Raw genomic sequence first — 22,888 nt, 5'->3', positions numbered from 1 at the left:
CTGGACCCCGCTTCTACAGTCATTCAAGGCCGGACTCTGCTTACCGCGCTTTCTGGGCGGCGCTGACTGTCAAGCCCTGTTCGGTCCAGAACTTCTCGGCCCCTTCGTGGATCGGGGTGACGATCCCTTTGAGTCCCCCCGCAACGCTCATTTCCTTGGCGGTACTCTTGACTTTTACCATGTAGGCAAGCCCTTCCGGTGAGTAGATATCCGCAAGGGAATCACGGACCAGGGCGGTACCGACATGCTTGCCGGAGACCCAGAGGGCGCTGTCCTGGAAAGTTTTTACCGGATAGTCGACGCCGCTGTAGGTGCCGGCCGGAATGGTAATCTCGGCATAGAAGGGGTATTCGTCGAAGAAGCCACCTTTGACGCCAGCCTCATAGGTGTCGAGAATCTTGATTTTGTTGCTTGCCGCGGCCTGGATGACCGAGGAGTTGGGGAAGCCGGCAAAGACCCAGACCGCGTCGAGCAGTTTGTCGCCCATGGCGGAGACGGCATCGTTGTAGCCGATGAACTGGGGCTGCATCTTGTCCCAGAGCCCGAGGGCGCTGAAATAGCGCTGGGCGCTGGCGGCGGCTCCGGAACCGGCGCCACCGACGCCGACCTTTTTCCCTGCCAGGTCAGCCACCGCGTTGATGCCGCTTCCGTCGAGGACAATGAGGTGGGCCGGAGCGCCGTAAAGATAGGAGATGGCCTGGACGTTCACGTACTTCTTCGCGTCCTGGGGGAGCTTGCCGTTGCGGGCCAGGTAGAGGTCCCCCGAATAGGAGATGCCAAAGTCGGCTTCTCCGGAATCGACGCGGCGCAGATTTTCCACCGATCCGGCCGAGGCCATGTTCGAGACTTCAACTGTCGGCATGTCCTTGGAGAGGCGTGAAGCGATGCCGTTGGAAAAATACTGAAAGGTTCCCCCTTCCGGACCGCCGGAGAATGCCAGGCGGGTCTTGGCCGCCTGGCCTGGAGTTGGGGCCAGAACCAGGGCGAGGGCCAGCATAAGACAGCCAGAAAGTGTTATAAACCGCATACTTTTCATCTTCACTTCTCCTTTTCTTCTTCCTTGGGATGGTTGGCGGACTATAGAAAGAACGACGTTCTATTTATATCAGAAAAAATCCGCCAGGCAAGCAGGCCAACCCCGGGGCGGTTGCGCCCATCCGGTCGGACGACACCCCTGGAAAGGGAAGCGTCCGGGGAGGGGAGGAGCGAAGTGCGATCGGGCGATCAGGGGATCGGAATTATGAAGACCGGACGCCGGGTTTTCCGGAGAACCTTTTCCGCAACGCTGCCGAGAAAGGTGTACTCCATGGCCCCCTTGCCGTGGGTCCCCATGACGATGACGTCGACATTGAGACGGTCGGCCGTCAGCAGGATATTGGTGACCGGGTCGCCGTGGCAGACATCGACCGAGGTCACCCGCTCCAGATCTTCGGGATGATCGGCGAGTTCGTCGGCAGCAAACTGCTTCAGGCGGCGGGCGATCTCCGCGCGCGCTTCGGTTTCGTGTTCGGCATCGAAGCGGTCGAGGCTCCCCTTGACCATCATCGCCGAAATGTAGGCGCGCATCGAGGCGTCGATTTCGGGGACGACGTGGAGGAGGTGAATGCTTGCCTTGTTGCGCCGCGCCATCATCACGGCGTGCTTGAAGGCCTGGAGAGAGTTCGGGCTCAGGTCAGTGGCAACGAGGATGTCCGTATAGTTGGGCAGCATGGCATGGCTCCTTCTGCGGAAGAGCGGCTTTGGCTGAAGTTTAGCACCGGACGGGCGGGAGGGCATCCCCTGCCGCTAAAAGAAAGGGGAGGCGCAAAGGCCTCCCCTTTGTCAACTGCTCGCTAGCCTTATTTGCCGGCCGCGAGGGCGGCGTCGATCAGGTCTTTGCCGATGACGTCGTAGAACTCGGGGTAGATGGCCATCATCGCCTCCTGCCACGCTTTGCGCTGGGCCGGGGTGAGCTCGTGAACGGTGGTCTTGCCCGATTCCTTGACTTTGGCCAGATAATCGAGGTCCATCTTCAGGGCGAGGTCGTTGCCGTACTGGGTCGCTTCCTTCATCGCCTGGGTGATCAGAGTCTTCTGCTGGTCGTTGAGTTTGCTCCAGAAGATCTTGTTGGTCACCACCAGGTAGCCGAGGTAGCCATGGTTCGACATGGTGAGATCGGACTGCACCTCGTAGAACTTCTTGGTGTAGAAGTTGGACAGCGGATTTTCGCAGGCATCGACGACCCCCTGCTGCAGGGCGCTGTAGACCTCGGAGAAGGGGAGGACCTGGGGGTTGGCGTTGACCGCCTTGAACTGGGCTTCGAGGACCTTGGAGGACATGATACGGAATTTCAGCCCGGCCGCGTCGGCTGGCATGAGGAGCGGTTTGTTGGCGGAGAGCTGTTTGAAACCGCTGTCCCAGAAGGAGAGGCCGACCAGCCCTTTTTTGCCGACGGTATCCAGAATTTTCTGGCCGACTTCGCCGGCAAGAACCTTGTGCAGATGGTCGGCGTCGTTGAAGAGGAAGGGCAGGTCGACCAGCTGCAGGTTGGGGGCGAAGGAGGTGAACTTGGAGAAGCTCGGCGCCGCCATCTGCACGGCGTTGGTCATCAGCGGGGTCATGATATCCTTGTCGTCGAAGAGCGACGAGTTGGGATAGACTTCGACCTTGATCTCGCCGTTGGAGCGCTCCTCGACCAACTTCTTGAAGTACTCGGCCGCCTGCCCTTTGGGGGTGTCGACAGCGACTACGTGACTGAACTTGATGGTGATGGGGCCGGCGAAGGCCGGGGCGGCGGCCAGCAGGAGAACCAGCAGGCCGGCAAGGATTCCAAACTTACGCATAGACTTTTTCCTCCTAAGGGTTGGGGGGGCTGGCCAGATCGCGTACCAATGGCGAATCTGGGGCCAGTAGCCCGTTCTTGGTGCGATTGAATAACTTCGCGATCAGCCGCCGTACATCAGGTTCGGCAGCCAGAGGGAGATGGCCGGGATATAGGTCAATATCAGCAGGCCGACCAGCAACACGAAGAACCAGGGGAGCGAAGCCTTGACCACTTCGCCCAGACTCAGGCCCGAAATGCCGCTGGCAACAAAGAGGTTGAGCCCGACCGGCGGCGTGAGCATGCCGATCTCCATGTTGACGGTAACGATGACACCGAGATGGATCGGGTCGATGCCGAGCTGCATCGCCACCGGGAAGATGAGCGGGGCGATGATCATGATCAGGCTCGACGGCTCCATGAAGTTGCCGGCGAGCAGGAGCAGCAGGTTGACGAAGACCAGGAACATGTATTTGCTCAGGTTCATGCCGATGATCCAGGCCGCCAGCTCCTGGGGGATCTGCTGGATGGTGAGCAGGTAGGCAAAGACCATGGCGTTGGCGATGATGAACATGATCATCGCCGCCGTCGAGGCGGAAGCCTTGATCACCTCGGGAATCTGCTTCCAGGAGAGATCCCGGTAGATGAACTTGACGACGAAGAAACCGTAGACGGCCGAGACCGCGGCCGCCTCGGTCGGGGTGAAGAGCCCGCCGTAGATGCCGCCGATGATGATGACCACCACCGCGAGGCCCCAGGAGGCGTCCTTGAAGGAGACCCAGATCTCCTTGCCGGAGGCGCGTTCGGTCTTCTTGAAGCCGGCGCGCCGCGCCGCAAGGTAGGTGACCAGCATCAGGCCGCCGCCGAGAAAAATGCCGGGGACCACTCCGGCCATGAAGAGGCGGCCGATCGACTGGTCGACGGTGACACCGTAGACGATCAGGACGATGGACGGTGGAATGAGGATGCCGAGCGAGCCGGAGCAGACGATGGAGCCGACGGAAAAGGCGCTGCCGTAACCGTCGTCCTTGATGGCGCCCATCATGATCGAACCGATCGCCGCCACGGTGGCCGGCGAGGAGCCGCTGACTGCCGCAAAGATGATGCAGGCAAAGATCGCCGACATCGGCAGGCCGCCGGGGAGATGCCCGACCAGGGAGCGGGCAAAGCGGATGATGCGCTTCGCCGCCCCGCCCTGGGAGAGGAAGTTGCCGGCGAGAACGAAGAGCGGGATCGCCATCAGCGCGAATTTGTCGAGCGAGGTAAACATCTGCTGGGCGATGACCAGCGTCGGCTGGTCAGTGAAGAGGAGAATCACCGCCGTCGTGGACAGGCCGAGGGCGACCGCGATCGGTACGCCGATCAGGAGCAGGCTGAAGAGGAGGACAAAGAGAAGTAAGGTTGCCATAGCGGTTAATGCTCCTTCATGACCATGTCATAGCTGAATTGATCGCCCGGGACCCGCAGGGTCTTGATCAGCTTGAGCAGGACCTGGTAGGAGGCGATCGACATCGCAATCGGTACGCAGATGTAGATAATCCAGTAGGAGATCTCGAGGTCGACCGAGGTCATTCCCATCATGTGGTTGAAGACAACGAAGTCGTAGCCCCAGAAGATCAGGCAGATCAGGTAGCCGAGGACGATGGTCAGGCTGCAGGAGAGGACCCACTTGGCCACGCGTGGCGGCAAGGCCTGGATCAGGATGGTGACGCCGAGATGCATGCCGATCTTGAAGCCGTAGGCGGCGCCGAACAGGGCCGACCAGATAAAGAGGTAGGAGGTCGCCTCTCCGGCCCAGGTCAGGGACATGTTGAAGCAGTAACGCAGCACCACGTTGACGAATGCCACCAGGGTGGCCGCCGACATGGTGACGGTCATCACCAGTGTGCTGAAGATCTCCAGGTAGCGGTCAAGTTTTTCAAACATGATTTGCTTCCCATTCTAGAATTAGGGGGGCGCCGGACTCGATATGATGTTCTGCCGACTTTCGTGGGTTAGTTTCCTTTTTTCAGGCCTTTGGCATCAGGGCCGGATCGGACGCTGCTGTATTCCGCGCAAAATGGAACGCCATTCTAAAGTGCCTGGCGGGGGGTGCTATACGCAAAGAGGATGCCAGGGGTAAAAAACCTTTTCATCCTCTGGGGGTGCATTGAAAAAGTAAACGATGTCGGTCTGTTCCGGTTGCGACCCGGGGTGGTCTCCGGGATGAGGAAGGGTGGAAATCGGCCCAATCTGGCCAAAATTGGCCAGCGGCCGCCTTGTCTCGCCGTTGCCCCCTTTTAATCAAAAGTTGGGTTCAATTCCCCGCAGCTTGCTGGGCGATTTTTACTAAGGGTGTAGGCTGTTGATACCCCGTAGCTTGCTGCGGGGTAGTTCATTCCTGGAGATGTGTTAACTGCTTGACAATCTGGATGGGGTTTTTGAAGATGACCGCTGGTGGCGGTTGTGCACTTCAGGAGAATTCAATGCGGCAAACCTTTCTGGCTCCGGCCAAAGTCAACCTCTGTCTCCATGTTCTCGGCAAGCGTGCGGACGGCTACCACGACCTGTTGATGCTGATGCAGCGCATCACCCTCTTCGACCGCGTGGAGATCGCGGTCGCTCCCGCCCCGGATCTCGCCGTCGACTGCGTCGGGGTTCCCCTGGCTGCGGGGGAGGAGAACCTTGCCGCCCGTGCCGCGCGGCTCTTGCTCAGCCATGTCGGATTAAAGGGGCGAGTGACGATTGCCATCGACAAGCAGATCCCGGTCGCTGCGGGACTTGGCGGCGGTTCTTCCGACGCGGCCGCCGTGCTGCTCGGGCTTAACCGGATGCTCGGTCTTGGCGTTTCGAACGAAGCGCTACGGGTGTTGGGGCGTCAGCTCGGTGCGGACGTGCCGTTCTTTGTACTGGAACGCCAGGCCTGGGCCGAGGGGGTCGGCGACCTCCTGGAGCCGACCCCGGGGTTGCCGCCGGTTTCCTACCTGCTGGTCAACCCCAGAATCGCGGTTTCTACGGCCTGGGTCTACGGAAATTTGGGGTTGACACGTCCTGGCGATGTGGCTAAACTGCGCAAGTTTCCCAAGACGCCGGCAGAACTGGTGCGTCTGCTGCACAACGATCTGGAGCAGGTCACCGTTGGGCGCTATCCGGAGCTGGCCACCATCAAGGCGCAGCTGGTCGGGCTCGGTGCCGATGGCGCCCTGATGAGCGGTAGCGGCCCGACCCTGTTCGGCCTTTTTACCGACCCGACTGCGGCCCGACGGGCCAAGGAAATTCTGCAGGCGACACCGGGGTGGCGGGTCTTCCTGGTGGAGCCGTTGGCGGACGGGCCGGCGCAAGTTTAGCAGGCAGGTTTATTTGGGGCGTCGCCAAGCGGTAAGGCACCGGATTTTGATTCCGGCATTCCCAGGTTCGAATCCTGGCGCCCCAGCCATTCACGCCGGGCGGCCTCTTCGTAACGCTGACTTCCGGCCGTCTGCAATTAAGATTCAGCAAACTCCAGAACCGCCCCCCTTCCGGTTAGGTCATGGGTGTTCCATGGCCTACTGGTTTTTCGTGTGAAACAGACCAGGAGACGTGGTGGAAAAGATCAGGATTTTTTCGGGTAATTCGAACGTCCCGCTGGCCAGCGAGATTTGCGCCTGTCTGGGGGTGCCCCTGGCCAAGGCCAAGGTGCGCAACTTTTCCGATGGCGAAATCATGGTCGAGATCGGCGAAAACGTTCGCGGCCGTGACGTCTATGTGATCCAGTCGACCTGCGAGCCCTCCAACAACAACCTGATGGAGCTGCTGGTCATGGTGGACGCGCTGAAGCGTGCCTCGGCGGCGCGCATCACTGCAGTCATGCCTTATTTCGGTTATGCGCGCCAGGACCGCAAGGTGGCGCCACGAACTCCGATTACCAGTAAACTGGTCGCCGACCTGATCGCTACGGCCGGCACTGACCGTGTGCTGACCATGGATCTCCACGCCGGCCAGATCCAGGGCTTTTTCAATATCCCGGTCGATCACCTCTATGCCGCTCCGGTCATGCTTGCCGACATCAAGGAGAACAACAGCAGCCGCCTGGTTGTTGTCTCCCCCGATGCCGGCGGTACCGAACGGGCGCGGGCTTTTGCCAAGCGCCTCGACGCCGGTCTGGCGATCATCGACAAACGACGCAGCGGGCCCAACGTTTCCGAGGTCATGCATATCATCGGGGATGTCGAAGGGGAGGTCTGCCTGATCGTCGATGATATGATCGACACGGCCGGAACCCTCTGCCAGGCGGCCAAGGCCCTCAAGGAGAAGGGGGCGAAGGAGGTTTTCGCCTGTGCAACCCACGCGGTCCTGTCGGGGCCGGCGCTGGAGCGGATCAACGAGAGCTGTCTGCGGGAGGTGGTGATCACCAACACCATCCCGACCACGGAGAAGATCGCGATCTGCCCCAAGCTGCGCTCTTTGTCGGTTGCCGGCCTGCTGGCCGAGGCGATCAAGCGCATCAATAGCGACGAGTCGGTCAGCTCGCTCTTTGTTTAGCGACCGATAAGGTCACCTGGATTTTCAAACACCGATCGCCGACCGGAACGCCGGTCGCAAGTTGAATGGAGGATAGCTATGGCCCAATCGAATCTCAACGTCACCCTGCGCGCCGATCTCGGCAAGGGCGGGGCGCGCGCTGCCCGCCGCCAGGGGCTGGTCCCGGCCGTTGTTTATGGCAAGGGGCTGGAGCCCTGCGCCGTCAACGTCGAACCGAAAGCCCTGAAGCAGGCGATTGCCACCGAGGCAGGCTGGAACACGCTGATCACCCTGTCCGGGGAGGGCCCCTTCAATGGCCGCGTGGTGATCCTCAAGGATCTCCAGGTCAGCGCCATTCGCCGCGAAGCGCAGCATGCCGACTTCCAGGTCATCGACCTGACCAAGAAGGTTCACGTCATGGTACCGGTCCACCCGATCGGCAAATCCGCCGGGGAAAAAGCCGGTGGCAACCTGCAGGTGATCCGGCATGAGCTCGAGGTGGTCTGTCTGCCGACCGCGATTCCGGCTTCCATCGATGTCGATGTGGCCCATCTCGCCATCGGCGACGTGCTGCATGTCGCCGACCTGGTGGTGCCGGCGGGGGTCGAAATCCCCCACGAAGTCAACTTCACGGTAATCACCGTCACTGGTCACAAGGAAGAGGCCGAAGAAGTGACGGAGGGTGCCGAGGAAGTCGCGGCGGAGTGAGTCGTCACCGATGATGCTGGTCGCCGGCCTCGGTAATCCTGGGGAACGCTACGCGGCGACGCGTCACAATGTCGGTTTCATGGTCGTCCAGCGGCTCGCTGCCGCCCACGGCTTGGCCCTGAAAAAGAAGGGGCACCAGGGAGTGTATGGCACCGGCCGGATCGCCGGGATTGAAGCGACCCTGCTGCTCCCCCTGACCTTCATGAATCTCAGCGGTGCCAGCGTCGGCTCGGCATGCAAATCCCTCGGCGTCGAACCGGGGGATTTGATTGTGGTCCACGACGAGATCGATCTCCCCTTTGGCGCCTTGCGTATCAAGGCCGGTGGCGGGCATGGCGGTCACAACGGGCTGCGCTCGATCTGCGGCAATCTTGGCAGTGGCGAGTTTTTGCGCCTGCGCATCGGCGTCGGCCGGCCGCCGCAGGGCGGGGATGTCGCCGGCTACGTACTCAACCCCTTTTCCGCCCGGGAGCGGGGTGAGCTCGACCAGGTGCTGGCGGCGGGAGTCGCAGCTCTGGAAACGCTGCTGGTCCGCGGAGCGGCGGCGGCCATGAACGAATTCAATAACCGGGCTTTTGCCAGCCCGGACTAATTCAAACCGAGACGGAACAGAGAGGGAAGGAACTGACCATGGAACTGCAGATGTTTGCACCAATCCTGGGGGTGATCGGCTTTGCCATCGCGCTGGTGATCTACACGGTGATCAAGGCCCAGCCGATCGGCAACGACAAGATGAAGGAAATTTCCGAGGCGATTCATGCCGGTGCCATGGCGTTTTTACGCCGCGAGTACACCGTGCTGGCCGGGTTCATCGTCCTGGTCTTCTTCCTCATCCTGCTGGCGATGGGCTTCCAGACCGCGATCGCCTTCGTCGGCGGCGCGCTCTGCTCGATGCTCTGCGGTTTCATCGGCATGAAGGCCGCGACCCGCGCCAATGTCCGCACCGCCGAGGCGGCGCGGACCTCCGGCCAGGGTTCGGCCCTGATGGTTGCTTTCAACGGCGGCGCGGTCATGGGCCTGGCGGTCGCCTCCATGGGCCTGATCGGCGTCGGTATCGCCTATATCGTTTTCGGTGGTGATCCGGCCACTGCCCAGTACATCAACGGCTTCGCCATGGGCGCCTCCTCCATCGCCCTCTTCGCCCGCGTCGGTGGCGGCATCTATACCAAGGCCGCGGACGTCGGCGCCGACCTCGTCGGCAAGGTCGAGGCCGGAATCCCCGAGGACGATCCCCGCAACCCCGGCGTCATCGCCGACAACGTCGGTGACTGCGTCGGCGACACCGCCGGCATGGGCGCCGATATCTTCGAGTCCTACGTCGGTTCGATCATCGCCACTATCGCCATCGGCGCTACCGCCGGCGCCGGCCTGATGAGCACCCTCGCCGGAGCTCCGGTCGAGGTCGGCTCCGACCTGTTCAAGCTGACCCAGGCCAACGCCATGCTGCTGCCGCTGGTGCTGGCCATGGCCGGTCTGATCTTCTCCCTGATCGGCGTCGGTTCGATGAAGTTTCTCAAGGGGATCGATCCGGCGGCCGCCCTGCGCTACACCACCTTCGTTGCCGCCGGCCTCTTCCTGGTCGCGACCTTCTTCATCACCCGCGCCATGCACATCAGCAACGGGGTCTTCTGGGCGGTCCTCGCCGGTACCCTGGCCGGCATCGCCATTGGCCTGGTGACCGAGTATTACACCGCCGCCGCCCCGGTCTCCCGCATTGCCGAGGCGAGCAAGACCGGGCCGGCGACCAACATCATCCACGGTCTCGCGGTCGGTCTTGAAAGCACCGCCGGTCCGATCCTGATTATCTGCGTCGGTATCTTCGTCGCCAACCACTTCGCCGGTCTCTACGGCATCGGTATCGCTGCGGTCGGCATGCTCGCCACCGTTGGCGTCACCATGACCGTCGATGCCTACGGGCCGATCGCCGACAACGCCGGCGGGATCTCGGAGATGGCCGGTCTCGGACCGGAAGTCCGCAAGATCACCGACGGCCTCGACGCCATCGGCAACACCACCGCCGCTGTCGGCAAGGGTTTCGCCATCGGTTCCGCCGCCCTCACCGCCCTGGCGCTCTTTTCGGCCTATGCAACGGCGGTCAAGCTGGAGACCATCAACCTCATCAACCCCCGCGTCGTCATCGGCCTCTTCATCGGCGGCGCCCTGCCGTTCTTCATCGGCGCTTTGACCATGACCAGCGTCGGTCGTGCCGCCGGCAAGATGGTCGATGAAATCCGTCGCCAGTTCCGGGAAATCCCGGGCCTGCTCGAAGGGAAGGAAGGGGTCAAGCCGGAGCCGGAAAAATGTGTCGACATTTCGGCCCGCGCCGCGCTGCGCGAAATGGTCCTGCCTGGCATGGTCGCGGTCATCGCGCCGGTGCTGGTCGGCTTCCTGCTGCAGAAAGAAGCCCTCGGCGGCATGCTCGCCGGTGCGACCCTGGCCGGCGTGCTGCTGGCGCTGATGATGTCCAACGGTGGCGGCGCCTGGGACAACGCCAAGAAATATATCGAGAAGGGCGAACTGGCCGGCGAGAAGAAGGGGGGCGAGGCCCACAAGGCGGCCGTGGTCGGAGATACCGTCGGCGACCCCTTCAAGGACACTTCGGGCCCGGCGATGAACATCCTCATCAAGCTGATGAGCGTCGTCTCCCTGGTTATCGCGCCGCTGCTGGTCTGATCGGCAGCAGCTAATGCTGTGACATCGATAGCCGGGGCTTGCCCCGGCTATCGATGTTCTGGCCTCCAGCCCACTCGGCACAGGGGGGCGGGTTCCCCCTCACTCCAGACGGATCACGGTCTTCCCATGGGATTCAAATGCGGTATCGTCGGCCTGCCCAACGTCGGCAAGTCGACCATCTTCAACGCCATCACCAGCGCCGGTGCGGAATCGGCCAATTACCCCTTTTGCACCATCGAGCCGAACGTCGGCGTCGTGGCGGTGCCCGACCGGCGCCTCGATGCGCTGGCGAAGATCGTCAAGCCGCAGCGGATTCTGCCGACGAGCATGGAGTTTGTCGACATTGCCGGCCTGGTCAAGGGAGCCAGCAAGGGGGAGGGGCTCGGCAACCAGTTCCTCGGCCATATCCGCCAGGTCGAGGCGATTGCCCATATCGTGCGCTGTTTTGACGACGAGAACGTCGTCCACGTCGATGGCAGCGTCGACCCGTTGCGGGATGCCGAGGTGATCCAGACCGAGCTCAACCTCTCCGACCTGGAGACCGTCGAAAAACGGATCGCCCGCACCGAAAAGCAGGCCAAGAGCGGAGACAAGAAGCTGCAGGCCGAGCTGGCGGTGCTGGTCAAGGTGCGGGAAGTCCTCAATGCCGGCCGGCCGGCCCGGACCACCCCTCTCGACAGCGATGAGCGCCTGGTGCTGCGCGATCTGCAGCTGATCACGGCCCGCCCGGTTCTCTATGTCGCCAACGTCGCCGAGGACGACCTCGCCGGCGACCACCCTTACGTGGCGCGGTTGCGTGAGCATGCCGCCCGGGAAGGGGCCGAGCTGGTGGTGATCTGCGGCAAGATCGAGGCCGAGATCGCCGAACTTCCGGAAGAGGAGAAGGCGGAATTCCTTCACGAACTCGGGGTCGCCGAACCGGGGCTCGACCGGATGATCCATGCCGGCTACAAGCTCCTCGGCCTGATTACCTATTTCACCGCCGGGGTCAAGGAGGTCCGCGCCTGGACCATCCCCGATGGCGCCCGGGCGCCGCAGGCGGCAGGCGTGATTCATACCGATTTCGAAAAAGGCTTTATCCGTGCCGAAGTCATCGCCTATGACGATTTTCTCCGCGCCGGCGGGGAGGCGGGCGCCAAGGAGAAGGGCTTGATGCGGCTGGAGGGGAAGGATTACGTGGTCAAGGATGGCGACGTCATGCACTTTCGCTTCAACGTGTGAGAAGGAAAGTCATTGAATAAATGAAAAAAGTGTGGTAACAACAGCATTCCCTTTCCTGATTAGGTCTGATTCTCAGCTATGACACATTCTGTCGCACAGGGAGCATAGAGTTTGGCCATGGAACTCATGAATAACAAGGAGGTTAGCATCCATGGCCATCAATCGTATCCAGTTCCAACCGGGGCTGAGCTTGGCTGATTTTCTCAAAGACTATGGTACGGAGGCCCAATGCGAGGCGATCCTTGAGCACTCGCGCTGGCCCCAAGGATTTGTCTGTCCAGCATGCGGTGCAAGCCGCGCGGTCCAGTTTCGGCGAGGACGGTCGAACATCTTCCAGTGCTGTCGCTGCCGCAAACAGATCTCGCTGATCTCCGGAACGATTTTCCATGGGAGCAATCTGCCGCTGACCCAGTGGTTTCTGGCCCTCTACTTCATGACACAAGGCAAGTCCGGCCTGTCGATGCTGGAGTTGAGACGAATGCTGGGTTTGAGCTACAAAGCGGCTTGGCGGCTCAAGCACAAGCTCATGCAGGCGATGTTCGAGCGCGAAGAGACAACGGTTCTGGCCCAGCGGGTCGAGATCGACGACGCCTACTTGGGCGGGGAACGCTCCGGCGGTAAGGTTGGTCGCGGTTCGGAGAACAAAGTTCCCTTCATTGCGGCAGTGGAGACCAGTCACGAGGGCCATCCGCTGCGAGCTGTTTTTAGCCGGGTGACGACCTTCAGCAGCCATGACGTTGATCAATGGGCCAAGAATCACTTGGCACCGACGGCGCTGGTCGTTTCTGATGGCCTGAATTGCTTCCGCGCCGTCACCAAGACTGGGTGCTACCATCAGCGAGAGGTGGTTGGTGATCAACGCAGAAGTACCGACATGGGCTGCTTCCACTGGATCAACACCATCCTGGGCAATCTTAAGACGGCCATGGCCGGAACGTATCATGCGTTTGACTTCGACAAATATGCGCATCGCTATCTGGCCGAGTTTCAGTACCGGTTCAACCGGCGGTTCGATCTGCGCAGCATGCTGCCAAGACTGCTGTTCGCCTGTGTCTCAATCGGCAAGCGGCCCGAGGCCTGGCTTCGCCGAGCTGAGAATTGGACCTAATCAGGTTCCCTTTTGACCGGGCGATTCTCCGCCCGCTCTCCTTGCTCCGGCCGGTGCCGGGGCTCACAACCCGTGAGGAGGTTTATTGATGCGTACCTACGAAACGATTTTCATTGTCCACCCGGACGTCGCCGGCGAGGCCTACACCGCTGCCGTCGACAAGTTCAAGGGGATTCTCACCGATCAGGGGGCCGAGATTCTCAAGGCCGATGAGTGGGGGACCCGCAAGCTCGCCTATCCGGTGAAAAAGCAGACCCGCGGCAGCTACGTCCTGGTCGCCTACGAAGCCGGTCCCAAGGTGGTCGCCGAGCTCGAGCGCCGCATGCGTATTGATGATGCGATCATCAAGTTCCAGACCGTCTACCTGGAGAACGGTCTGCAGATCGAAGCCGCTCCGGTGGCCGAAGCGCCGGCACCGGCTGCTGAAGACGCCGATGCGACGTCTGACGAGGCCGCTGAGTAACCCTGACCGACAACCAGTTTACGGAGGATTGACATATGGCTGCACCGACTCGTCCCGCCCGTTCCGGCGCTGCCCCGCGGCGGCGTTTCTCCCGCCGCAAGGGCTGCCGCTTCTGTGGTGACAAGACGCTCAAGATCGATTACAAGGAAACCCGTACCCTGCGCTATTTTGTTTCCGAACGGGGCAAGATCGTGCCGCGGCGGATCTCCGGCAACTGCGCCGAGCATCAGCGCAAGGTGACCGAGGCGATCAAGCGGGCCCGCAACATTGCCCTGCTTCCTTTCACCGCCGGTCATTCCATCGACTAGCCGGATTTGTTAACGGCGAAGTCATGAACCCCGGTCAACGCCTGCTATACCTGGTCGCAGCCGCGATTGTCACCTTGCTGCTGATGATTGCTGCCGGTACCGCAGGACCTGCAGGCCTCTTTCTCAACCTGCTCCTCTCCCTGCCGGTCGCCTACCTGGTGATGCGCTGCGGCCCTGCCGCCGGTTGTGTTGCCGTCGTCCTGGTCGGACTCGGGCTCTGGTGGGGAGGCGATCCGACGACGCTTGGCAGTTACCTGCTGCAGTTTGGAATCGGTTCGCTGCTGTTGCCCACCCTGTTGCGGCGCGGAATCGGCTGGGACCGGGCGGTGGCCCTGACCGTGCTGGTGACGGTCGCCGCCAGCGCCCTGGCCCTGGCCGGTTATGCGGCCTGGAGTGGGACGACCCTGCACGGGCTGGTTGAGGGGTACGTCAGTTCCGAACTCGACAAGGCGCTGGCCATTTACCAGGGCGCCGACCTGCCGGCGGACCAACTCGGCGAATTCCGTAAGCTTGCCGAGGGAACCGGGGCCTTCATGCTCCGCGCCTACCCGGCTCTGGCCGCTGTTGTCAGCGGCCTGGTACAGATGCTGACCCTGTTCCTGCTCGCCGCCTTGTCCCGGGGGAACTACCTGGTCCCAGAGCCCCTGTTCGGTCAATGGCGCGCCAGCGAGCTGCTTATCTGGCCCCTGATTGCCGGTGGCTTCGGGGTCGCCTTTGCCAGGGGAATTCCCCAGGATGTGGCTCTCAACCTGCTGACGGTCCTGTTGCCCGTCTATTTCTTGCAGGGCCTGGCCGTCGTCAGTTATTTTTTCGTCCGCAAGGGGATTTCACCCCTCTTTCGGGGGATTGGCTACCTGCTGGTTACGGTCCTCAATCCGCTGCCGTTGATCGTTACCGGCATCGGCGTATTCGACCTGTGGGCAGATTTCAGAAAACCGCGAATTAAAAAGACCTAGCGCTTTTTTCGGAGGAGATCGATGAAAGTAATTCTGACAGAAAATGTAGACGGCCTCGGCAAGATCGGGGACATGGTCAAGGTGAAGCCGGGTTTTGCCCGCAACTACCTGGTGCCGCGCAGCCTCGCCGTTGAGGCGAGCCTGCGTAACGTCAAGGAACTCGAGCACCAGAAGCGGCAGATGGCCCGCAAACTCGAGAAGGTGACCCAGGAATCGGAAGTCCTCAAGCAGCGGATCGAGAAGGTCTCCTGCGTCCTGGCCCACCGCGCCGGTGAAGAAGGGAAGCTCTTCGGTTCCGTCACCAGCATGGAACTGGAGGCAAAACTGGCTGAAGCCGGGATCGAGATCGACCGCAAGAAGATCCAGCTCGATGAACCGATCAAGGCCCTGGGCAGCTACCAGGTTCCGGTCAAGCTCCCGGCCGGGGTGGTTGCCGAGATCAAGGTCACGGTCGTCGCCGCCGAGTAGTTCCGGCACCCTGCAGCGCGCCATCTTCGTTATCCCAGCGACCGGGGTCTCAAGGCCCCGGTCGCTCACCTGTTTGCCAGGATCAGTTCATGGCCGAGAGCGCCCATCGCCTCCCCCCACAGAGCCTGGAAGCCGAGATGTCGGTCCTCGGCGGGGTGTTGCTGGAAAACGAGGCCCTCAACAAGGCCCTCGAGATCCTGCGTCCTGAAGACTTCTACCGCGAAGCCCACCGAAAAATTTTCAACGCCATCATCGATCTCAGTGACAAGGGTGAGCCGGCCGACCTGGTCACCCTGACCGCCCTTTTGCAGCAGCGGGGGGAGATCGATGAGATCGGCGGCAACGCCTACCTCGCCACCCTGGTCGATTACGTGCCGACCGCCGCCAATATCGCCTACTACTGTCGGCTGGTCAAAGAGAAGGCGATCGGGCGCCACCTGATCCATGTCGCCACCGAGATCGCCACTCGCGGCTACGATGGCGGCGAGGTCGAACAGACCCTCGACTGGGCGGAGAAGTCGATCTTCGAGATCACCGGGATGAAGACCCGCCCCTCCTACTTCTCCACCCGCGAAATCATGAAGGACACTTTCAAGGCGATCGAGAAGCTCTACGATCGCAAGGAGGCGGTGACCGGCGTGCCGACCGGCTTCACCGACCTCGACACCATGACCGCCGGTCTGCAGCCCGGAGACCTCGTTATTGTCGCCGGTCGGCCGTCGATGGGGAAGACCGCTTTTGCGCTGAACATGATCGAGCATGCCGCGGTCCATGCCGCCGAGCCGGTGCCGACGATCATCTTCTCGCTGGAGATGAGCAAGGAGCAGCTGGTGCAGCGTCTGCTCTGCTCGGTCTCCAAGGTCGACGCCTCGCGCCTGCGCACCGGGCATCTCGGGGATTCCGACTGGCCCAAGCTGACCAGCGGCGCCGGGTTGCTGACCGAGGCGCCGATCTATATCGACGATACCCCGGCGATCTCGGTCCTCGAACTGCGCGCCAAGGCGCGGCGGCTCAAGGCCGAGCGCAATCTCGGCATGATTGTCGTCGACTACCTGCAGTTGATGACCGGGCACAACGCGGAAAGCCGCCAGCAGGAGATTTCGGAAATCTCCCGCTCGCTCAAGGCCCTCGCCAAAGAGCTGAGCGTTCCGGTCATCGCCCTCTCCCAGCTCAACCGCTCCCTCGAGAACCGTACCGACAAGCGCCCGATCATGGCCGACCTGCGTGAATCGGGCGCCATCGAACAGGACGCCGACGTCATCATGTTCGTCTACCGCGAGGCGGTCTACTGCGAGGCCTGCAAGAGCAAGGAGAAGACCTGTGACAAGGGGCATGAGCGGAATGCGGAGATCGTCATCGGCAAGCAGCGTAACGGGCCGATCGGCACCGTCAATCTGACCTTCCTCGGCGCCTTCACCCGCTTCGAGAACCAGACCCGGCGCGTCGACGGCTTCTGATCCGCGGGGTGAGCTGCCGTGGTCAGGGACGGCGCCGGTAGATGACGTGGCGAAAGTGGCGATGCTCGGTCACCTGGACCACCTGCCAGACGCCGCGCTCAAAGTCGGGAAAATAGGTATCGCCGGGATAGTCGGCGCGGACCCAGGAGATGTGGAGGGTATCGACCCGGGAGAGGGCCTGGCGGTAGAGGTCGGCGCCGCCGATGAAAAAGAGGCGCCGCATTCCCTCTGCGGCAAGCGCCACGGCTTCCTCCATGCGGTGGCAGACCAGGACCCCCGGCGTCGACGTCAGGCTGCGGCTGAGGACGACGTTGCGGCGGCCGGGGAGCGGCCGGCCGATCGCTTCGAAGGTTTTCCGGCCCATGATCAGGCTGTGCCCCCAGGTGAGGGTGCGGAAGAGGTCCAGCTCTTCGGGAAGATGCCAGGGCAGCCGACCGCAGTCGCCGATCACCCGGCGGCGAGTCATTGCCGCGCAGAGAACCTTCTCAACGCCGTCGTCCTTCATCCACCCCCCGTCCGCAGGAGCCGGCCAATGAGCTCTTTTCCCCGCGACACCCACAGCAAGACCATCGGTTATCTCCTCTGGCTGTTCGGCTTTACCGGCGCCCATCGCTTCTATTACGGCAAACCGTTCACTGGCACCCTCTGGTTTTTTACCCTCGGTCTGCTCGGAATCGGCTGGCTGGTCGACCTCTTTCTGATCCCCGCCATGGACCGCCAGGCCGATCTGCGCTTTGTCCCGGGAGTGATCGATTACAGTGTCGCCTGGTTGCTGCTCACCTTCCTCGGCTTCTTCGGCGTGCACCGCATGTATCTGGGGAAATGGCCGACAGCGCTCCTCTATCTGCTGACCTGTGGCCTCTTCGGGATCGGCTGGCTCTACGATTTCTTTACCCTCAACCAGCAGGTCGCCGAACGCAACAGTCTTCGCTGATCGCCAAAAGTGCCCTCCCTCAGTCGTTATCGAGGCGGAAGCGGATCGGCACCCGGACCGTCGTCGCGATCGCCTGTCCAGCCTGGCGCGCCGGTTCGAACTTCCAGTTGCGCACCGCTTCGATGGCGGCTTCGTCGAGAAGCGGGTAGCCCGAGGACTGCTCAAGGTGCACTGTTTCGACTCCACCGCTGCTGCCGATCCGGATCTGGAGCCAGACCGAACCGGCCCAGCCCTGTTCCCGGGCCTGGCGCGGATAGGCCGGTGGCGGGTTGCTGGCGGCCTGCGGTGCGGTGGCGGTGCTGGGGCTGTTAGTTCCCTGCCGCTGCTCCAGGATGGGGGCAGGGCGTACGGCCTTGCTCGCGGTTTTGTACTCTTTTCCCTCCCCGCCATCCAGCGTCGGTGCCTGCGGCCGTTGCGGGGGCGATGGGAGGTTTGGCAGCGGCAAGTCGACCGCTGGTTTGAAATCGGGCGGCACCGGGACCGGGACGGTCGGTTTCTGCGGGGGAGGGGCGTGAGGTCTTGGGGGCTGGGGGGGGAGAGCTGGCGCTGGGGACGCTCCTGCTTCCGCCGCCTGCGGGGTACTGAAGCGGTTATTGGCCGCTGCGGAGATGAGTCCAACCTCGACCCTTTCAGGACGTCTGGGCGCGGCGTCCTGCGGTGGGGAGGAGAGGGTCAGCAGCGCCGCATGGGCGACCAGGGATATCCCGATACAGATTGTCAGTATCCGCAGGTTCAAACCATGTCCCGCCAAGTCTGTTCAACCCCGATTGCAAACCGGCCGATTTCGGCGCCGTGGCTACCGGGTCCGTGAAATGGGGAGATTATCCCACTTTGACCGGTACTTTTGCGATAAGAAAAGTTGCCAATTGCGTCAGCGGCTGTCGTCCCGACTTTAGCGGCCGGGCAGTAACGCCGGTCGTGCATGGGCATGTTAACTAAAATACAAGAGTTTTTAATTGGAAGAATAACTTTTACAGATTTTCTCGGGATTTAAGGCAGTTGGTTTACGAGTTGCATCCAGCCCGTTTACGGTGAAATGTTTTTAGTGTGAAGTAGAAACCCCCGTCCTCTGGACGGGGTCAGAGTCCTTTGGCTTTGCCAAAAGGGCTCATGGCAATCCATATTCAGGCGTTGTTCCCGCAACGACCTGAACAGAAAGGAAAGCCATGAGCCGTTTTCGAAAATTAACACATGCGATCTGGCACTGCCAGTATCACATCGTCTGGGTGCCCAAGTATCGCTTCCGGATATTGGAAGGTGAACTGGCGCAAGAAGTTCGAGCGTGTATCCGGATCTTCAGCGAGCAGAGTCACTGCGAGGTCGTCGAGCTGAATGTCCAGAAAGACCATATTCACCTGATCATCATGGTGCCGCCCAAGGTGTCCATTTCGGAGTTGATGGGGCGCCTGAAGGGCCGATCAGCGATACGTATTTTAAAGAACCATCCCAAGTTGCGGAAGAAACGCTACTGGGGCAATCATTTTTGGGCGCCCGGCTACTGCGTTGACACGGTAGGCCTGGATGCCGAGATGATCAGGCGCTACGTGCGGTATCAAGAGCAGCATGAGAAGAAAGTGGAACAACAGCAACTCAAATTCTAACCTGATTAGGTCTGATTCTCAGCTATGACACATTCTGTCGCACAGAGAGCATAGAGTTTGGCCATGGAACTCATGAATAACAAGGAGGTTAGCATCCATGGCCATCAATCGTATCCAGTTCCAACCGGGGCTGAGCTTGGCTGATTTTCTCAAAGACTATGGTACGGAGGCCCAATGCGAGGCGATCCTTGAGCACTCGCGCTGGCCCCAAGGATTTGTCTGTCCAGCATGCGGTGCAAGCCGCGCGGTCCAGTTTCGGCGAGGACGGTCGAACATCTTCCAGTGCTGTCGCTGCCGCAAACAGATCTCGCTGATCTCCGGAACGATTTTCCATGGGAGCAATCTGCCGCTGACCCAGTGGTTTCTGGCCCTCTACTTCATGACACAAGGCAAGTCCGGCCTGTCGATGCTGGAGTTGAGACGAATGCTGGGTTTGAGCTACAAAGCGGCTTGGCGGCTCAAGCACAAGCTCATGCAGGCGATGTTCGAGCGCGAAGAGACAACGGTTCTGGCCCAGCGGGTCGAGATCGACGACGCCTACTTGGGCGGGGAACGCTCCGGCGGTAAGGTTGGTCGCGGTTCGGAGAACAAAGTTCCCTTCATTGCGGCAGTGGAGACCAGTCACGAGGGCCATCCGCTGCGAGCTGTTTTTAGCCGGGTGACGACCTTCAGCAGCCATGACGTTGATCAATGGGCCAAGAATCACTTGGCACCGACGGCGCTGGTCGTTTCTGATGGCCTGAATTGCTTCCGCGCCGTCACCAAGACTGGGTGCTACCATCAGCGAGAGGTGGTTGGTGATCAACGCAGAAGTACCGACATGGGCTGCTTCCACTGGATCAACACCATCCTGGGCAATCTTAAGACGGCCATGGCCGGAACGTATCATGCGTTTGACTTCGACAAATATGCGCATCGCTATCTGGCCGAGTTTCAGTACCGGTTCAACCGGCGGTTCGATCTGCGCAGCATGCTGCCAAGACTGCTGTTCGCCTGTGTCTCAATCGGCAAGCGGCCCGAGGCCTGGCTTCGCCGAGCTGAGAATTGGACCTAATCAGGAATTCTAATTGTTGTGGACGTGGGAACAACGCTCCGGTGACCCTCTTTGGGGGTCACCGGCAACGCCCCCTCTGGGGGCGCCTTTAAAGCCCCGTCCTCTGGGCGGGGTTTTTTTACACCATTCCCCGCTCTTGGAGTAAATAATTCCAGCCAGGATGTGAGATGCGAAGCAACAGCAGCACAAATGGCAGACTCTTTTTTCCCTTTACCCTGGCGATGCTCGGCCTGGCCCTGTGGTTGGGAGGAGCGTCGACTCAGGTTTTGGCCGCCGATCCTCTGCTGCCAATGGCAGAGCCATCTGTCGGTGAAGACTTGCCGGTGCTGCCGTTGCTGGAGGTGGTGGCGACCCCGGTGGACGCGATCAGCGGCAGCAGCTCCATCAAGGCCGTTGATATCACCGTAATACCTGCCGGCGACAGCAATATTACCGACCTGTTGCCGCTCCTCCCCGGCGTCCAGGCCAGCGACCAGGCCAACTCTTCCAAGACGGCCGGCGAAATCCTCCCCGCTCTCCTCTCGATCTCCGGTGGCAAGGTCTATCAGAACAACTTCCGCATCGACGGGTTTGGCAACAACAGCCTGCTCGATCCGATCGCCGATAATCCCGGCGCGGTGAATGATGTCCCCGGCCATCCCCAGGAAATCTTTCTCAATTCGCGCCTGATCGGCGACATGACGGTTTACGACAACAACATCCCGGCCCGTTTTGGCGGCTTTGCCGGCGGGGTGGTCGATGTCACCATCCGCGATCCGAAACCGGTTTTCAGCCTGACCACTGCCTACCGCACGACCCGCGATGAATGGACCGAGTTCCACGTTGCCGATTCGGAGGCGGACGCTTTTGAGAATTCCACCAGCGAGGCCCGGCAGCCTCACTTTCGCAAGCATCAGGTCGGGGTCGAAATCGATATCCCCCTCGCCCCGGAGACCGGGCTGCTTCTTGCCGTGGAAACCCTCTACTCCCGGATCCCGCTGATGCTTCTGGGACACCAGGAGGACCAGAGCCGGCGCAACGACAACTATCTGCTGAAGCTGGTGCACCGGCCCGCTCCGCAGGCGAAGCTGACCCTCGACCTGATCCACAACCCCTACCGGGGGAATTTTTTCATCAAGGACACCAGGAACAGCGGTTTTCAAATTTACGGTGGCGGTTCGGCCCTGGCTGGTGGTTATGAGCTGAAGCAGGGGGACGGCAGCCTCGAACTGCACGGGGCGCTGCGCCGCAGCGTCAACGCGCGGGAGGCCGCGCCCGAGTTCTTCAACTGGGCGAATACGGCGATCACCGACTGGGGAACCCTGGCCGGGATCTCTTCCAGCCGCGAAGGGGGATTTGGCGATCTTCGCAAAACCCAGCGCAGTGTCGAGTTCAGCGCGGACTGGCTCTCGCGCAGTTTCCGCGTCGGGGCTCTGCGCCAGCAGCTCAATGCCGGCCTCGAGCTGTCACAGACCAGCGCCAAGTTCTCCCGGCAGGAGACCAGCTACAACTACGCGACCCCCAAGGTCGATGCCACCGTCACCTGCACCCCCGGTGACCCGGCCTGTATCGATGGCGATCAATGGCTGAGCCGGCGCAACTATTATGTGGCCGGCACCAGCACCGCCCGCATCAGTCAGCAGGCGCTCTACCTGGAGGACCGCCTGCACTTCAAACGGATCGATCTGCGCCCGGGGCTGCGGCTTTCCCACGATGATTTCATGGAGAACACCGACCTGGCGCCGCGGTTCGGAATCGCCTTCGATCTCTTCGGTCATAACGAGAGTGTGCTGGTCGGTGGCTGGAACCGCTATTACGGCCAGACCCTGCTGACCTACAAGCTGCGTAAGGTGACCCCGGCGGCCGTGACCGAAACCCGCGTGCTGGTCGGGACCACGCCCGGCGACTGGACGCTCAAGCCGAGTACGATCCCCGCCCAGGCGACCAGTTATTCCACCCTCAAGACCCCCTACCAGGACGAGGTGGTCGGCGGCCTCGATCAAGCCGTCGGTGGTGGGGTTGCCAAGTTACGCTATGTGCGGCGCAATGGGTACGATGAGTTCGCCCGCGAGACCGACCCTTTCGACCCGGCCAACCCGGGCGCCCAGCGCTATGCCCGCCTCAATAACAATGGCCGCAGCCGCTACGAGAGCGGCCGCCTTGAATGGGGGCGCCGCTGGACCGGCCAGAAGCTGAATCTGAATGCGACCTGGCAGCGGACGAAGGCGACCCACGAGAATTACGACGAGACCCTGGTCGCCGCCGATTTCAGCGACCTGGTTTACTACGAAGGGGACCTGCTGCATATCGATGAGCTGCCGCGCGAGAACTACAACCGCTCCTGGCTGCTCAACCTGACCTATGCGGTGGCCCTCGGCAAGGGGTTCCAGTTCACCAACGTCACCCGCTACCGGAGCGGCTACCGGGACCTCGCCCCCAGTGGCGAGGTCATCAATGTCGATGGCATCGATTACCCCCGCTACGCTGCGGTAAAGCGGCCGAGCGCCACAGTCTTCGACTGGCAGTGGGCCTGGATGGGCTCCCCCTGGGAAGGGCAGGCGCTCAAATTGACTCTCGACATCCTCAACGTCTTCAATCGCCGTTTCTATCTCGGCAATGCCAGTGACGAATTTGAACTCGGCCGCCAGTTCTGGGCCGGAGTCGAATACACCTTCTGAG

23 protein-coding genes and 1 tRNA gene are annotated in these 22,888 nt (G+C 61.4%); 17 read left to right on the top strand and 7 right to left on the bottom strand.

Annotated elements, in window-relative coordinates:
- Positions 1-40: 40 nt before the first annotated feature.
- From ACYQ8E_RS01535 to ACYQ8E_RS01515, 5 genes are all read right to left on the bottom strand, one after another.
- Positions 41-1,036, bottom strand: coding sequence for a TAXI family TRAP transporter solute-binding subunit (locus tag ACYQ8E_RS01535; RefSeq protein ID WP_066725798.1), 996 nt, complete (start codon positions 1,034-1,036; stop codon positions 41-43).
- A 188-nt stretch (positions 1,037-1,224) separates the two neighbouring features.
- Positions 1,225-1,710 (bottom strand): universal stress protein, encoded by a 486-nt coding sequence (locus ACYQ8E_RS01530; protein ID WP_066725801.1) that lies wholly within the window; start codon positions 1,708-1,710, stop codon positions 1,225-1,227.
- A 128-nt stretch (positions 1,711-1,838) separates the two neighbouring features.
- Entirely contained in the window at positions 1,839-2,822 is a 984-nt protein-coding gene (locus ACYQ8E_RS01525) for a TRAP transporter substrate-binding protein (RefSeq protein ID WP_066725804.1), read from the bottom strand.
- 102 nt (positions 2,823-2,924) lie between these two features.
- Complete coding sequence (locus tag ACYQ8E_RS01520; protein ID WP_066725807.1) at positions 2,925-4,208, bottom strand: TRAP transporter large permease; 1,284 nt, start codon at positions 4,206-4,208, stop codon at positions 2,925-2,927.
- 5 nt (positions 4,209-4,213) lie between these two features.
- Positions 4,214-4,726 (bottom strand): TRAP transporter small permease, encoded by a 513-nt coding sequence (locus ACYQ8E_RS01515; RefSeq protein ID WP_066725810.1) that lies wholly within the window; start codon positions 4,724-4,726, stop codon positions 4,214-4,216.
- A gap of 539 nt (positions 4,727-5,265) precedes the next feature.
- On the opposite strand from ACYQ8E_RS01515, the gene ispE reads away from it, so the two are divergent.
- From ispE to dnaB, 13 genes are all read left to right on the top strand, one after another.
- Positions 5,266-6,126: a 4-(cytidine 5'-diphospho)-2-C-methyl-D-erythritol kinase gene (gene ispE / locus ACYQ8E_RS01510; protein ID WP_066725813.1), complete on the top strand. Its 861-nt coding sequence runs from the start codon at positions 5,266-5,268 to the stop codon at positions 6,124-6,126.
- Between the two features lie 14 nt (positions 6,127-6,140).
- Positions 6,141-6,215 (top strand) — tRNA-Gln (locus tag ACYQ8E_RS01505).
- A gap of 143 nt (positions 6,216-6,358) precedes the next feature.
- Positions 6,359-7,300, top strand: a complete 942-nt coding sequence (locus tag ACYQ8E_RS01500; protein ID WP_066725817.1) for a ribose-phosphate pyrophosphokinase — start codon at positions 6,359-6,361, stop codon at positions 7,298-7,300.
- A 78-nt stretch (positions 7,301-7,378) separates the two neighbouring features.
- The gene (locus ACYQ8E_RS01495; RefSeq protein ID WP_066725820.1) at positions 7,379-7,987 is read left to right on the top strand and encodes a 50S ribosomal protein L25; all 609 of its coding nucleotides are present in this window, start codon (positions 7,379-7,381) and stop codon (positions 7,985-7,987) included.
- A gap of 10 nt (positions 7,988-7,997) precedes the next feature.
- A complete protein-coding gene (pth, locus tag ACYQ8E_RS01490; protein ID WP_066725824.1) occupies positions 7,998-8,579 on the top strand; it encodes an aminoacyl-tRNA hydrolase in 582 nt (193 codons plus the stop codon).
- A 38-nt stretch (positions 8,580-8,617) separates the two neighbouring features.
- Positions 8,618-10,660 (top strand): sodium-translocating pyrophosphatase, encoded by a 2,043-nt coding sequence (locus ACYQ8E_RS01485; protein WP_066725827.1) that lies wholly within the window; start codon positions 8,618-8,620, stop codon positions 10,658-10,660.
- Positions 10,661-10,786: 126 nt separating this feature from the next.
- Positions 10,787-11,881, top strand: coding sequence for a redox-regulated ATPase YchF (ychF, locus tag ACYQ8E_RS01480; protein ID WP_066725830.1), 1,095 nt, complete (start codon positions 10,787-10,789; stop codon positions 11,879-11,881).
- Between the two features lie 151 nt (positions 11,882-12,032).
- Positions 12,033-12,989, top strand: coding sequence for an IS1595 family transposase (locus tag ACYQ8E_RS01475; protein ID WP_066723977.1), 957 nt, complete (start codon positions 12,033-12,035; stop codon positions 12,987-12,989).
- Between the two features lie 88 nt (positions 12,990-13,077).
- Complete coding sequence (rpsF, locus tag ACYQ8E_RS01470; RefSeq protein ID WP_066725833.1) at positions 13,078-13,452, top strand: 30S ribosomal protein S6; 375 nt, start codon at positions 13,078-13,080, stop codon at positions 13,450-13,452.
- A 35-nt stretch (positions 13,453-13,487) separates the two neighbouring features.
- Positions 13,488-13,760, top strand: coding sequence for a 30S ribosomal protein S18 (gene rpsR / locus ACYQ8E_RS01465; protein WP_066725836.1), 273 nt, complete (start codon positions 13,488-13,490; stop codon positions 13,758-13,760).
- Between the two features lie 23 nt (positions 13,761-13,783).
- Positions 13,784-14,716 carry a YybS family protein gene (locus ACYQ8E_RS01460; RefSeq protein WP_066725839.1) on the top strand — a complete coding sequence of 311 codons (933 nt, stop codon included), beginning with the start codon at positions 13,784-13,786 and terminating at the stop codon, positions 14,714-14,716.
- A 21-nt stretch (positions 14,717-14,737) separates the two neighbouring features.
- Positions 14,738-15,184: a 50S ribosomal protein L9 gene (gene rplI / locus ACYQ8E_RS01455; RefSeq protein WP_066725843.1), complete on the top strand. Its 447-nt coding sequence runs from the start codon at positions 14,738-14,740 to the stop codon at positions 15,182-15,184.
- A gap of 89 nt (positions 15,185-15,273) precedes the next feature.
- Positions 15,274-16,641: a replicative DNA helicase gene (gene dnaB / locus ACYQ8E_RS01450; protein WP_066725845.1), complete on the top strand. Its 1,368-nt coding sequence runs from the start codon at positions 15,274-15,276 to the stop codon at positions 16,639-16,641.
- A 22-nt stretch (positions 16,642-16,663) separates the two neighbouring features.
- Here dnaB and ACYQ8E_RS01445 read toward each other — a convergent pair whose 3' ends face one another.
- A complete protein-coding gene (locus ACYQ8E_RS01445) occupies positions 16,664-17,146 on the bottom strand; it encodes a dihydrofolate reductase (protein ID WP_066725848.1) in 483 nt (160 codons plus the stop codon).
- 27 nt (positions 17,147-17,173) lie between these two features.
- On the opposite strand from ACYQ8E_RS01445, the gene ACYQ8E_RS01440 reads away from it, so the two are divergent.
- Complete coding sequence (locus ACYQ8E_RS01440; RefSeq protein WP_066725851.1) at positions 17,174-17,575, top strand: NINE protein; 402 nt, start codon at positions 17,174-17,176, stop codon at positions 17,573-17,575.
- A 19-nt stretch (positions 17,576-17,594) separates the two neighbouring features.
- Here the strand turns inward: ACYQ8E_RS01440 and ACYQ8E_RS01435 are convergent, their stop codons facing one another.
- On the bottom strand, positions 17,595-18,311 hold the full coding sequence (locus ACYQ8E_RS01435; protein WP_197463740.1) for an energy transducer TonB: 717 nt from the start codon (positions 18,309-18,311) through the stop codon (positions 17,595-17,597).
- 430 nt (positions 18,312-18,741) lie between these two features.
- Here ACYQ8E_RS01435 and tnpA point away from each other — a divergent pair, with 430 nt between their 5' ends.
- The 3 genes from tnpA (at position 18,742) to ACYQ8E_RS01420 (ending at position 22,887) form a co-directional block, all read left to right on the top strand.
- Positions 18,742-19,176, top strand: coding sequence for an IS200/IS605 family transposase (gene tnpA / locus ACYQ8E_RS01430; protein WP_066724805.1), 435 nt, complete (start codon positions 18,742-18,744; stop codon positions 19,174-19,176).
- A gap of 97 nt (positions 19,177-19,273) precedes the next feature.
- Positions 19,274-20,230 (top strand): IS1595 family transposase, encoded by a 957-nt coding sequence (locus ACYQ8E_RS01425; protein WP_066723977.1) that lies wholly within the window; start codon positions 19,274-19,276, stop codon positions 20,228-20,230.
- Positions 20,231-20,397: 167 nt separating this feature from the next.
- Positions 20,398-22,887, top strand: coding sequence for a TonB-dependent receptor (locus tag ACYQ8E_RS01420; RefSeq protein ID WP_066725857.1), 2,490 nt, complete (start codon positions 20,398-20,400; stop codon positions 22,885-22,887).
- Position 22,888 lies beyond the last annotated feature (1 nt).

This window comes from Desulfuromonas carbonis (genome assembly GCF_054658035.1).
Note: the sequence above shows the minus strand (reverse complement) of the source record. Positions and strands in the feature narration are given on the sequence as shown.